General features: G+C 68.4%; 7 protein-coding genes. 4 read left to right on the forward strand and 3 right to left on the reverse strand.

Going from position 1 to position 14,243, the window contains the following annotated elements; translation table 11 throughout:
• A partial coding sequence (locus AC3ERT_RS35990) for a type I polyketide synthase (protein WP_435179313.1) occupies positions 1–1,743 on the reverse strand: 1,743 nt, incomplete at its 3' end.
• 691 nt (positions 1,744–2,434) lie between these two features.
• Between AC3ERT_RS35990 and AC3ERT_RS35995 the strand changes: the two genes are divergently transcribed.
• The 4 genes from AC3ERT_RS35995 (at position 2,435) to AC3ERT_RS36010 (ending at position 6,355) form a co-directional block, all read left to right on the forward strand.
• On the forward strand, positions 2,435–2,590 hold the full coding sequence (locus tag AC3ERT_RS35995) for a hypothetical protein (RefSeq protein WP_435137977.1): 156 nt from the start codon (positions 2,435–2,437) through the stop codon (positions 2,588–2,590).
• A gap of 149 nt (positions 2,591–2,739) precedes the next feature.
• Positions 2,740–3,930, forward strand: coding sequence for a cytochrome P450 (locus AC3ERT_RS36000; protein ID WP_435137980.1), 1,191 nt, complete (start codon positions 2,740–2,742; stop codon positions 3,928–3,930).
• 173 nt (positions 3,931–4,103) lie between these two features.
• Positions 4,104–5,978, forward strand: coding sequence for a flavin-containing monooxygenase (locus AC3ERT_RS36005; protein WP_435179315.1), 1,875 nt, complete (start codon positions 4,104–4,106; stop codon positions 5,976–5,978).
• Positions 5,979–6,115: 137 nt separating this feature from the next.
• Positions 6,116–6,355, forward strand: coding sequence for a hypothetical protein (locus AC3ERT_RS36010; RefSeq protein WP_435179317.1), 240 nt, complete (start codon positions 6,116–6,118; stop codon positions 6,353–6,355).
• A gap of 377 nt (positions 6,356–6,732) precedes the next feature.
• Here the strand turns inward: AC3ERT_RS36010 and AC3ERT_RS36015 are convergent, their stop codons facing one another.
• Together AC3ERT_RS36015 and AC3ERT_RS36020 are read right to left on the reverse strand one after the other, a co-directional pair.
• A complete protein-coding gene (locus AC3ERT_RS36015; RefSeq protein ID WP_435179319.1) occupies positions 6,733–13,113 on the reverse strand; it encodes an SDR family NAD(P)-dependent oxidoreductase in 6,381 nt (2,126 codons plus the stop codon).
• 38 nt (positions 13,114–13,151) lie between these two features.
• A partial coding sequence (locus AC3ERT_RS36020) for a beta-ketoacyl reductase (RefSeq protein ID WP_435179321.1) occupies positions 13,152–14,243 on the reverse strand: 1,092 nt, incomplete at its 5' end.

Consider the following 14,243-nt stretch of genomic DNA (forward strand, 5'->3'; position numbering starts at 1 on the left):
TACCCCATACAACCCCAAACCCATCCCCACACCCTGAGAACCCTGACCCGAGAACACCACCGCAACCCCACCACCACCCGCACCCACACCAGCACCAGCACCAGCACCAGCACCCATCACCACACCCGCCGCCACCCCACCCGCAGCAACCTCACCCGCAGCAACCGCAGACAAACCCTCCACCAACTCGCCACGGTCCCGGCCGACCACCGCCAGCCGGTGCGCGAACCCCGTCGTCCGCGTCACCGCCAACGACAACGCCACATCCCGAACCCCAACCCCCGGACGCGCCGCCACAAACTCCGCCAACCGACCCGCCTGCGCCACCAACGCCGCATCAGACCGCGCCGACACCACCCACGCCACCGCACCCGCAGACTCCGGCCCCACCTCCGGGGCGGACTCCACCCCGGCCTCAGGTGCCGCCGACCGTTCGAGGACGGGTGCCTCGCCGACCACCACGTGACAGTTGGTGCCGCCCATCCCGAAGGAACTGACCCCGGCGATGAGCGGCCGGTCGGCCTGCGGCCAGGGCGTGGTCCGGGTCTGGACCCGCAGGTTCAGCTCGTCGACCGGAATCTGCGGGTTCGGCTCACGGAAGTTCAGACTGGCCGGGATCTCGCGCTCGCGGATGGCCAACGCGACCTTGAGGAAACCGGCGATTCCCGCCGCTGACTCGAGGTGGCCGATGTTCGTCTTGACCGAGCCGACGACCAGCGGGCCGTGCTCAGCGCGGTCCCGGCCCAGCGCGGCGCCGAGCGCCGCCGCCTCGACCGGGTCGCCGACCCGGGTCCCGGTGCCGTGCAGTTCGACGTACTGCACGTCCGCCGCCTGCAGGCCGGCGAGCTGGTGGGCACGCCTGATGACCGCTTCCTGTGCCGCGCCGCTCGGAACGGTCAGACCGTCGCTTGCGCCGTCGCTGTTGACTGCGCTGCCGCGGATCACGCAGTACACGGGATCACCGGCGGCCAACGCGCTCGACAGGGGCTTGAGGACGAGCACGCCGCCGCCCTCGCCGCGCGCGTAACCGTTGGCGCGCGAGTCGAACGTGAAGCAGCGCCCGTCCGGCGAGAGGCCGCCGAACTTCGCTTCCTCAGCCGCCGTCTCCTGGCTGATGCTGAGCTTGACCCCGCCGACCAGCGCGCTGGTGCACTCCCCGCGGCGCAGGCTCTCGCACGCCAGATGAACGGCGACCAGCGAGGACGACTGGGCCGTGTCCACCGTCAAGCTCGGACCGCTCAGCCCGAGCACGTAGGAGACCCGGTTCGCGATCATGCCGCGCTGCAGGCCGGTGTTGCTGTGTGCCGTTATCGCGTCCGTGCCACGCCCACGCAGCAGCGCGGCGTAGTCGTCGCGGTTCGCCCCGATGAAGACGCCGATCCGGTCACCGCGGACGTTGCCCGGCACGATGCCGGCGTCCTCGAACGCCTCCCAGCTCAGTTCGAGCACCAGCCGCTGCTGGGGATCCATGGCGGTGGCTTCGCGTGGGGAGATGCCGAAGAATTCGGCGTCGAACCGGTCGACGCTCTCCAGATAGCCGCCGAAGGAAATGCCGGGCAGGGCGTCGCCCGCCCGCGACCGACCGATCTCCTCCCGGTCCGCCGGCACCCGCGTGATCGCATCGCCACCGCTGCGGAGAAGCTGCCAGAAGGCGTCGATGTCCGGTGCCTTGGGCAGGCGGCACGACATGCCAATGACTGCGATCATGTCATCCCGCACAGGAAATCCTTCAGCGCTTGGCATGTCCGTCCGTCCCGTGCGAAAAGAAGTTCAGCGTTTCAGAGAGAAGTGAGCCGGTTCCCGCTCGCAGCATCGCCACTGCGCTACCCGAATTCCCGAACCGGTGTCGGCAGAGACGCTGACCACAGTCCCGGTGCACCACCGTCCGCGACCCCTTGGAACGCCTGCGCGATCAGGCCCATGCCATCCTCCGGTTCGCCGACGACCCGCTTCCTCGTGCACTTCACCGACAACTGCGGGGAACGGGCCCTGCGGCCGGTGAGCCCCAACTGACGACTTCCAGCTGTCACCGGTCCGGGACACGGGCGAGGGCCCGGGGCAGGGCCTGGGTCACCGTGCGCCCTGTTGAACGCATACGCCTTACGGTCCCTCATGACCGGAAGGTAGCCACCGCGCCTCACCACCCGAAATAACACGGTTCCACCACGCGCCCACTGGGAGGCAATGGCCTCCCATGTGTCACCGCTCTCACCTGGCCGGCCGACCGTCAGCTCATCCAGCGCGACTGGGTGATGGCCGGAATCCGTACACCGGCAGTGGGCGGATTGTGCCTACGCAGTGGAACAGAGGAACTGTCCGACAGGCCGTGGCCGGGAGGGCCGCCTGTAGGCTCAAGCCTGGCTTGCCTGGCGATGGGTGCCGGTGGCGCACATACATCGCGCGTCATTCTGCCGAAGCCAGCACGTGGAGCGGCATGCCCGACTTCCCTGTCGCTCATCAGTACCCCGAGCGACAGGACCGCCGCCCGGAGGAGCCGCTGACGGACGTGGACGCACTGGTCGACCAGGTCCACGGCATCCTCTTGCGGCGACCGCCGCTTCCGGTCACGTTCGAGCGGCCCCACCAGTAGAGGTCTTCCCCTACCGATTCCGGAGGCATCCGTGACATCACCTCCCTGTGTCAGGCAACGGCGCACCCGGCCCCCGGCCAGCACGCCGATCGATGGCCTCCTGCCCGTCCGGCTGACCTTGAGCCCACACAGGCGATGGGGACACGCGGATGTCTGAGCTCGCCGTGCGGCCGGAGGAGCGCCCGGCTCTCGCCGCCCTCTTCAGCCCCGACCATGTCGAAAATCCCTATCCGGCCTATGCGAAATGGCGTTCCGAACGGCCGGTCGCCCGGCCGCGCGAGAACCTGTTCGTCTTCAGCCGTTACCAGGACTGCGCAGCGGTCCTCAGCGACCCGGCCTTCAGCCACGTGCCGAATGACGTCGCCACCGATGAGGACAACGCCAGCAACATGTTCCGGCTGGAGCCGCCCGACCACACGAGGCTCCGCCGCCTGGTGTCCCGTGCTTTCACCCCGGCGAGTGTCCGGGCACTTATGCCGCGCATCGAGGCGACCACCAGCGAGTTGGTGGGCGAGTTCGGCCCTCGCTTCGACGTCATCGACCAGCTCGCGCGTCCGCTGCCGGTCCGGGTGGTCAGTGAGCTGCTCGGTATCCCGGAGGCCGACCGGCCGAAGCTGGCGACATGGGCCGAGCAACTGTCCCGCAGTACCGACTTCCGCTTCCTCATACCGTCCGAGGTCCGCCCCATGATGCGCGCGGCCCGGGACGGCTTCCATGAATACCTGCTGGCGCTGCTGCACAAGCGGCGCATCGAGCCGGGCGACGACCTCGTTTCCGCCCTCGTTCACGTCCATGACGAGAACAGCACCCTGACCGAGCACGAGATCATCATCACCTGCCGGCTGCTGCTCATCGCCGGCTACGAGACCACCCGCGGCCTCATCGGCGGGTGTGTCCTCGCCCTGCTCAACCACCCCGCCCAGCTCGCCGCCCTGCAGTCCGCCCCCGACCTCATCGACAAGTGCATCGAGGAGTCCCTCCGCTACGACCCTCCGGTCCAACTCCTGGCCCGTATCGCGCTGAAGGACGCGGCGGTCGGCGGCACCACGGTCCCGGCAGGCGCGCGTGCCCTCGTACTCGTCGGCGCGGCCAATCGCGACGAGGCACTGGGCGATGACCCGGAAGTCTTCGACATCACCCGCGACACCCGCCGGCATCTGTCGTTCGGCCACGGGATCCACTTCTGTCTGGGCGCCTCGCTGGGACGCGCCGAGGCCGCCATCGCCCTCCGCCACCTGCTGCCCCTCCTCCCGGAGTGCCGGATGACCCAGCGCCCGGACTGGAAACCCCACACCGCCTTGCGCGGTCTTGAGCACCTCTGGCTGACCACGTCGCGCTGAAGTGGCCCCTCCTTTCGTGGCAACACCAGGTCCCGTCGGAGCGATCGGTCCCACCCAACGAATCGTCGGACAGCCGGAGGCTTCGGCCGAGCTGTGTGTACTCGGTGCGCAATCGTCAGCCGGGGCGATGTCGCTCCGGCTTCGGTAGTGCGTCCGAGAGAGGAGTGATATCAGTGGCCGCTAGCGAGTTCACCGGTCTGCAAGAGCTACTGCAACTCGACTTCGACCCTCAGGCGCTGAAGGATCGCTATGACCTTGAGCGCGACAAGCGTCTCCGCGCCGAAGGCGCCAAGCAATACATCAAGATGGAGGGGGAGTACCAGAAGTACCTGGACGACACCTTCCATCAGGACCGCCATGACCGCGACCCTGTCGCCGCCGATGTCGACGTCGTGATCATCGGTGGCGGATTCGCAGGTCTGCAGACTGCCGCACAGCTGCGCAAGGTGGGCGTGGACAACTTCCGGATCATCGAACGTGCTCACGACTACGGCGGGACCTGGCTCTACAACCAGTACCCCGGTGCCGCATGTGACAGCGAGGCGTACTGCTACCTTCCGCTGCTCGAGGACACCGGCTACATTCCGAGTCAGCGCTACACGGACGCTGAAGAGATTCAGCAGCATGCGCAGCGCATCGGCCATCGCTTCAACCTCCATGCGCAGACGCTTTTCCAGACGAGTGTCAACAGCGCTACGTGGAACGAAGACGGTCGGCGGTGGACCATCGAAACGGATCGAGGCGATACCCTCCGCGCACGATTCGTGGTACTGGCGGCTGGAGAATCCTTCACTTCGGGCAAGCTGCCCGGCATCCCAGGGATCAACCGCTTCAAGGGCGACAGCTTCCACAGCGCACGCTGGGACTACCAGGTCACGGGCGGTAACACCCACGGGGACCTGTACAAGCTGCGCGAAAAGCGCGTTGCCGTCATCGGAACAGGGGCCAGCGCCGTCCAGATCATCCCGGTTGTGGCGAGATACGCGAAGCATCTCTACGTCTTCCAGCGCACGCCGGCCCTGGTCGCGTCGCGCCAGAGCTTCCCGACCGATCCGGAGTGGGCCGCCGGCCTCGAGCCGGGATGGCAGGAGCGCCGCGCCTGGAACATGATGGCGAACGTCGAAGGAAACCCCAGCGCCGAGCCGCTTTACACCAACGGTGTGGTCAGCGACTCCGCCTCACTTTCGATCACGCTTCGCAACTTGGGCGCGGAGGTGGCCGAGATGGCCGGCAAGGCCGGCGTCGAACTCACCCTCAAGCAGCGGCTTGCGCTCGCCAACATGACGTTCATGGAGAAGTTGCGCGCACGGATCGACGACACGGTAGACGACCCGAACGTTGCGGAGTCGCTCAAGCCGTACTTCGCATCGTGGTGCAAGCGACCTACCTTCAGCGACGACTACTACCCGACCTTCAACAGGTCGAACGTGACCCTGGTGAGTTGCCCTGCAGGTGTCGATGAGATCACAGAACACGGTCTCGTCGTCGATGGTGTCGAGTGCGGGGCGGATCTGATCGTTTACGCATCGGGACTGGCGGCAACGAATCCCGAACTTTTCCAGGTCGCGCAGTTCCCCATCACCGGCAGGAACGGCGTGACGTTGCAGGAGCGCTGGAGAGATGAATTCCGGAACCTCCACGGGATGTTGGTCAGCGGGCTCCCCAACTACTTCCAGATGACGTTGGTAGGAAATGGCCTCGGCGCCAACTACCTGTACGGGAACGGAAAGCAAGCCATGCATATCGCATGGATAGTGAACCACTGCTTGGAAGGCGAGGTCGCCTCCGTCGAGGCGACCGTTGAAGCTGAGGAGGCATGGCTCATCGCCATGCGCGAATCATGGAGCACGAGGCGGATCGCGGCGGCCCGGATGAACATCGGCGAGTGCACTCCCAGCTATGTCAACAACGAGGGAAATCCGGATGATGCGAAGGCGGTATTGAACAACTTCTATGGCGGAGGAATCATCAAGTACGCCAAGATTCTTGAGGAATGGCGGAATCACGAAATCCTGGAAGGTTACGCAAAGACCTCCCTGGAGGAGTAGAGGTCGATGTGCCGGGCGCGGAAGGGGGCTGTGGCCAAGGTCGTCCGCGGCGGGCGCGGTCGAAGGGGCCGGTGTGCCAGAGGGTGTCGAGTCTGACGGTGTCGGGCACGGGGGATGGCCGTCGAACAGCAGATGGCATGCTGCCCGGCGAGCTGGGCCGTGAGCCGGCCGCGCCGGCCGCCCACGCCGACGTCACCATCCCAGCCGACCAACCGGTCGACCTCGACCACGAGGGGAGCCAGCGGCCCGTCGGGCGGGGTCTGCGCCGCTGGTTCGACGCCGGCGGTGGGCCCGCCGCGCTGAACGAGTGCCTTCAGGTCGGCCGCGGCGAACTGTGCAATGCGGGTGCGGGGGCAGGCGAGTTCGCCGTCGTTTAAAGACGTGAATGTCGTTGAAGGGGCGAACACTGCGTTCGTCCGCCCGGACGGTGCGGTGCGTCGGACCAGCGCGGCGAGAACCTTGAACCGTCGGCCGAAGGGCAGACACGGTCGCCCGATCGGGGAGATAAGCGCCTCGAACTCCCACTGCCCACTGTGGGGATTCGTCGACGCATGAGCGCGGTGAGGGCACCCGCGCGGCAGGTGCGGCTACGGCTCGGCCGGACGGATGGGCGACCACCTTCTTCCCGCGAGAGGGGCCTCGTAGAGCTCATCGAGCGGCACAACCGCTCCGGCTCCTCCTCCAACTCCGCTCTCGCGGGCCGGCTCTCTCCTCTCGTTCGGATCGATCGATCCGGTGGAATCGATCGATCCGGTCAGCCCACCATGTTCAGCAGTGCCTGCAGACGGGAGCGGGCGAACCCGCGCAGCTTTTCATCGAGGTCCCTGTCCTTGGCGAGGGCCGTCTCCAACCTGGCGAACTGCTCGGCGATGTCCTCGTCAGCGGGTGCCCAGGTGTCACCGAGCTCACCGAGCTCACCGAGCAGGAACCGGGCGAGCTCGTCCGGTGCCCGGTAGTCGAAAACCAGGGTGGCGGGGAGGGTGAGGCCGGTTTCGCTCGCGAGCCGGTTGCGGAGCTCCAGCGCGGTCAGAGAGTCGATGCCCATCTCGCGGAAGGGCCGCTGGGAGTCGATGTCCCCGGGGCGGATGTGGCCCAGGACAACGGCGGCGGCAGCCCGGATGACCTCCAGGAGTTCCTGCTCCCGCTCTGCGGGAGAGAGAGCGGCCAACCGGGCCGCCAAGCCAACGGCACCCGCGTCTGCGGACACGGCTGCGGTCGGGCGGGCGGGAACGGCAGTGGCCAGGCCGCGCAGTAGCGGGAGTATCGGTCGTCCCGGGCGTGACAGTGCTGTCAGGTCGAGGCGGGTCGGGACCGCCAACGGCACGCCCCACGCGGTAGCGGCGTCGAACAGCGCCAGGCCCTGCTCCGTCGTCATCGGCTCGATGCCGCCGCGGCGCAGACGGGACAGGCCCGCGCCCTCCAGCTGTTCGGTCATCTCCGAGGTCTGTTCCCACAGGCCCCAGGCCAGCGACTGGCCGGCAAGGTGACGTTCCCGGCGATAGACCGCCAGGGCATCCAGGAACGCGTTGGCGGCCGCGTAGCTGCCTTGTCCCGCGCTGCCCATGACCGCTGCGGCTGAGGAGTACAGAACGAACCCGGCCAAGCCCGCGTCCTCGGTCAGCTCGTGCAGGTTCCAGGCCGCGTCAGCCTTCGCCGACAGCACCGGCAGCATCCGCTGCGGTGTCAGTGACTCCACGGTGGCGTCATCGATCACCCCCGCGGCGTGCACCACCGCCGTCAACGGCCGGTCGACTGCGATCTTGGCCAGGACCGTGGCGAGGGCGTCACGGTCGGCGGCATCGCCGGCCTCCACCCGGACGTCCGCGCCCAGCTCAGCCAGCTCCGCGACCAGACGCGCCGCGCCCGGTGCGGCCGGGCCGCGTCGCGACAGCAATACCAAATGCCGCATACCGCGGACGGTGACCAGGTGCCGGGCCAGTTCCCCGCCCAGGGTTCCGGTCCCGCCGGTGACCAGGACGGTGCCCTGCGGGTCCCACTCGGCGGGGACGTTCAGTACGACCTTGCCGATGTGCCGGGCAGCTTGCAGATGACGCAGTGCCGCGACCGCCTGCGACAGCTCGAAACACGTCACCGGCGGCGGAGTCAGCGCCCCGGCCTCGAACATGCCGCCGAGCTCAGCGAGCATCTCCCCGACCCGCGGTACACCGGCATCCATCAGGTCGAAGGCCCGATAGATCACCCCGGGGTATGCCTGGGCGACCTGCTCGGCATCACGGATATCGGTCTTGCCCATCTCGACGAACCGACCCCCGCGCGGCAACAACCGCAACGACGCGTCCGTGAACTCCCCCGCCAGAGCATTGACGACCACATCCATACCCGCACCACCGGTCACGGCCAAGAACCGCTCACAGAAAGCCAGATCACGCGTCGAGGCGATGTGGGTGTCCTCCACGCCCATTGCCCGCAACGCCGCCTGCTTCGCCGGGCTGGCGGTGGCGAAGACCTCAAGCCCCCATTCCTGAGCCAGCTGCACCGCAGCCGTGCCCACACCGCCGGTACCGGCATGGATCAACACCCGCTGACCCGGGCGGGCCTGGGCCAAGTCCCGCAGTGCATAAAACGCGGTCATGAATCCCACCGGCACCGATGCGGCCTGCTGGAACGACCAACCCCGCGGCACCGCAGTCACCAGCCGGCTGTCGACGACCCCGACCGGGCCCCACCCTGGCACCAAACCCATCACCGGCTCACCCACCGCCAGGCCGGTGACTCCCGGACCGGTCCCCAGCACTACCCCCGCGCCTTCCCCGCCCAGCATCCGGCCGTCGGCAACCATTCCCAGACCGGCGACCACATCGCGGAAGTTCACACCTGCCGCGCGCAGGCCCACCCGCACCTGCCCCGGCAACAACGCCACGCCCGCCTCGGGAGCATCGACCACCGCCGCACTGCCCAAGTCACCCGGCTCTGCCACCTCCACCCGCCAACCCGAACCACCAGGCAACACCAACTCACCCGACGCACCCGCCCGGACCAGCCGACGCCCGAACACCACCACGGTCCCGCCGTCAGCAGTAGCAGGGCGGATGCGGATGTCGGGTTCGCCGGCATCCAGGGCCAGGGCCAGTACGGTGTCCACGTCGCCGTCGTTGGCAGGGTCCAGGCCGGCCGTCGGGTCGACGTCGACCAGCAGCACACGCCCCGGGTGCTCGGACTGCGCCGAGCGCACCAGGCCCACCACCGCGGCACCGGCCAGGTCCTGCCCGGTAGCCACGCCCTGGGTCCAGACCACCAACCGCGCATTGTCCGTCTCGGGATCGGCCAGCCACTCCTGCACCCAACCCAACACCGTCGCAGCAGCCAACTGAGCCGCCTCCGGCGCCCGGATCCCCTCTGCCGTGGACGGCACCACCGCCACCACCACCGGAGCCACCTCGGACCCGACCGACTCACCATGCCGCACCCACTGCACCGCAGCGGTTTCAGGGGTCTGCGGGGCAGGCAGCGGAACCCAGTCCACCGTGAACAACGACTGCCGCACCTGCCCACCGGCCCCAGTGAGCTGACCAGCCGACGCCTCCCGCAGCACCAACGACCGGGCTGTCAGCACCGGCTGACCGGCACCGTCAAACGCCGCCACCGAGACCCCACCCGACCCGGGCGTCAGCACCACCCGCAGGTGGCGGGCACCGCCGGCCAGCAGCCGCACCCCCGACCACACAAACGGCAACCCCGTCCCCCCACCATTGCCGTTGCCATTGCTATTGCTGCTTCCGATAGCCAGGAGCCCGTGTAGAGCGGCGTCAAGCAGAGCGGGATGCAGGCCGAACCCAGCCGCATCGGAGTCGATGACCTGGGGCAGTTCCACCTCGGCGTAGACGGTGTCCCCGGCCTGCCACACCTGCCGCAGCCCCTGGAACGCCGGACCGTAACCGTAACCGCGCCGAGCCAGCCTCTCGTAGGCATCGTCGACCGGAACCGACACCGCACCCGCCGGCGGCCACACGGACAGTCGATCCGGGACAGGCTCACCGTCAGCCGGGGCCAGCAAACCGACGGCGTGCCGCACCCACTCGCCCTCCCCCTCGCGAGAGGAGACCGTTACGGTTCGCCGGCCGCTGCCGCCATCGCTATCGCCGACGTGGACCTGGACCTGCACTCCACCGTGCTCCGGCAGGACCAGAGGCTCCTGAAGGGTCAGTTCCTCCAGGACACCGCACCCGGCCAGGTCCCCGGCGTGGACGGCCAGGTCCACGAACGCCGTCCCCGGCAGCAGCACCGTGCCGTGGACCGCGTGGTCGGCCAACCACGGCATCGCAGCCAGCGACAACCGACCCGTCAACACCAACCCATCACCATCAGCCAGCCACACCGCAGCCGCCAACAACGCATGCCCGGAACGCTGCTGACCAGCCGACGAAGCATCCCCACGACCAGCCACCGGCTTCGGCCAATAGTGCTGCCGCTGAAACGCATACGTCGGCAAAGCCACCCTCCGGGCCCCACCCTCCCCACCGTTCACCGCGGCCCAGTCCACCTCCACGCCCGCCGACCAAGCGCCCGCCAGCGCGGTCAACCAACGGTCCCGGCCGCCATCACCACGCTGCAAACTGCCCGCCACCACCAGACCCTCACCCGCCTGCGCAACCGCCATACCCAACACCGGATGCGGACTCACCTCCACAAACACCCGATGCCCCTCAGCCACCAACCCGGCAACAACCTCACCGAACCGCACCGGCTCCCGCAGGTTCCGATACCAATACCCGCCATCCAGCTGGGCGGTATCCACCACCCGCGCCTCAAGCGTCGAATAAAACGGCACCGGACTACTGACCGGGGACAGTCCCGCCAGATCCTCGCCCAACCGGTCCTCGACCGCTACAACATGTGCGGTGTGGGAGGCGTAGTCGACCGCGATCCGTCGCGCCCCGCGCTCCGCGAACGCCTCGACGAACTCCGCACACGCCTGCGCGGCGCCGGCCACCACGACCTGGCGGGGAGCGTTGACCGCCGCGATCGACAAGTCCCCACCCCAGCGGGCAATCCACTCCCCCACCTCGGCCAGACCGGCCGGCACCGACACCATCCCACCCGTCCCCGCCAGATGCCCGGCCAACGCCCGACTACGCACTGCCACGACCCGCGCGCCGTCCTCCCACGACAACCCACCCGCCACACACGCCGCCGCGATCTCCCCCTGACTATGACCCACCACCGCAGCCGGCTCCACCCCCACCGCACGCCACAACGCGGCCAAACTCACCATCACCGCCCACGACGCCGGCTGCACCACCTCCACCCGCGACAACAACCCCTCATCCCCCAACACCTCACGCAACCGCCAACCCGTCAACGGCTCCAACACCCGCTCACACCGCTCCATCGCCGCCGCAAACACCGGCTCCTCCTCCCACAACCGCACCCCCATCCCCACCCACTGCGCACCCTGCCCCGCAAACACAAACACCGGCCGCGACACAGAAGCCGCACTCCCAGACACCACCCCGCTCACCACACCAGGCCCAACCTGCCCCGACACAGCAGCAGCCAAGCCCTCCACCAACTCACCACGATCCCGGCCCACCACCGCCAACCGGTGCGAGAACCCCGTCGTCCGCGTCACCGCCAACGACAACGCCACATCCCCGACCCCAACCCCCGGACGCGCCTCCACAAACTCAGCCAACCGACCCGCCTGCGCCACCAACGCCGCATCAGACCGCGCCGACACCACCCACACCACCCCACCCGCAGACTCCGACCCCACCTCCGGGGCGGACTCCACCTCCTCCTGCACGGGCTGTTCGAGGATGAGGTGGACGTTGGTGCCGCTGATCCCGAACGCCGACACACCCGCCCGCCGAGGACCAGAACCCGCCGGCCACTCACGAGGCGCCGTCAGCAGCTCCACCGCTCCGGCCGACCAGTCCACGTGGGAGGACGGGGCGTCCACGTGCAGGGTCTGCGGAAGCATCCCGTGCCGCATCGCCTGCACCATCTTGATCACACCCGCCACCCCCGCAGCCGCCTGCGTGTGACCGATATTCGACTTCACCGACCCCAACAACAACGGACGCGCCGGATCACGATCCTGCCCATAGGTCGCCAGCAGCGCTTGTGCCTCGATCGGATCACCCAACGCAGTGCCGGTCCCGTGCGCCTCCACCACATCCACATCACCAGCCGCCAGACCCGCACTCGCCAACGCCGCCCGGATCACCCGCTGCTGCGAGGGACCATTCGGCGCCGACAGACCATTACTCGCCCCGTCCTGATTCACCGCACTACCCGCCACCACCGCCAACACCCGATGCCCACGCGCGCGCGCAACCGACAACCGCTCCAGGACCACCACACCGACACCCTCACCCCACCCCGTGCCATCAGCCGCCTCCGCAAACGGCTTGCACCGCCCATCAGCAGCCAGCCCCCGCTGCCGCGCGAATTCCAGATACGCACCTGGACTGACCATCACCGTGACGCCACCAGCCAACGCCAGCGAGCACTCACCCGACCGCAACGCCTGCGCGGCCAGGTGAATCGCCGTCAACGATGACGAACACGCCGTATCGATCGAAACCGCCGGCCCCTGCAACCCCAGCGCATACGCCACCCGCCCCGACGCCACACTCGCCATGGTTCCGGTCATCCCATAGCCACCGGCACCGTCCTGCCCCCCGACGCGGTAACCGGAGGTGATGATGCCGGCATAGACACCGGTGTCGGTGCCCCGCAACGACCCCGGCGTGATGCCCGCGTCCTCCAACGCCTCCCAGCACGTCTCCAGCAAAACCCGCTGCTGAGGATCCATCCCCAACGCCTCACGCGGACTGATCCCGAAGAACTCCGCATCGAACCCACCCGCACCCTCCAAGAACCCACCCACCTGGGCATAACCCGCACCCCCGTCACCGGAATCCGGGTCCGGCAGGCCCGCCACGTCCCAGCCGCGGTCCGCCGGGAACCCCGACATCGCATCGGAGCCCCCCGCAACCAACCGCCACAAGCCATCCGGGCTCTCGGCACCGCCCGGGAAACGGCAACCCATTCCCACAATGGCCACCGGCTCGCGAATACTCTCCTCAAGCCTTCGCAGTCGGTTCTGCAGTTGCCGACCGTCATTGATGGCCCGCTTCAGATAGTCCCGAAGCTTTTCTTCCTCGGACATGTGTGTAGGTGCTCCTGTCTCGCCGGCAGACAATTCAGCTACTTGTCGAACCCACGCTCGACCATCTGATACAGATCCTCGTTCGTGGCAGAGTCCAGGTCGTCCTGGTCGTCCGCCTCTGATCCCTGCGCCCGCCAGTCCGCCATGAGGGCATACAACTGTTCCGTGATCCGCCCGCGATCGGCATCGTCGAGGGACACAGCCGACAACACAGCGCGCAGACCGTCCAGATCCGCCAGGGCACTCTCAATGACGCCGGGTTGGCGCGGTACCAGCTGGTCGTGCAGGTGCCGGGCGAGTTCGAGGGGAACAGGGTGGTCGAAGACCAGGGTGGCGGGGAGAGTGAGCCCGGTTTCGCTCACCAGTCGGTTGCGGAGCTCCAGCGCGGTCAGTGAGTCGATGCCCATGTCACGGAAGGCCCGCTGTGGATCGATGTCTCCGGGCCGGGCATGGCCCAGGACAACGGCCGCGGCTGCCTGGACAGTCGCCAGGAGTTCCTGCACCTGGTCCGCCGGACTGAGCGCGGCCAACCGGGCCGCCAGGCCATCCGCATCCGCGGCCACGGATGCGGTCGGGCGGGCGGGAGCGCCTCCGGCCAGACTCCGCAGCAGTGCGGGCACCGGCCGACCTCCACGAGACAGCCCCGTCAGGTCGACGCGGGTCGGGACCGCCAACGGCGCACCCCACTCGACCGCGGCCTCGAACAGCGCCAGCCCCTCCACTGTCGACATGGGCTCAACACCGCCGCGGCGCAGACGAGACCGACCCGCGCCCTCCAGCTGTTCGGTCATCTCCGAGGTCTGGTCCCACAGCCCCCATGCCAGCGACTGACCAGCCAGATGCCGATCCCGGCGATAGACCGCCAGGGCGTCCAGGAACGCGTTCGCCGCCGCGTAACTGCCTTGTCCCGCGCTGCCCATGACCGCCGCAGCCGAGGAGTACAGCACGAACCCGGCCAAGCCCGCGTCCTCGGTCAGCTCGTGCAGGTTCCAGGCCGCGTCAGCCTTCGCCGACAGCACCGGCGCCATCCGCTGCGGCGTCAGTGACTCCACGGTGGCGTCGTCGATCACCCCGGCGGCGTGCACCACCGCCGTCAACGGCCGCTCGACTGCGATCTTGGCCAGGACCGT

The organism is Actinacidiphila sp. bgisy145 (assembly GCF_057708125.1).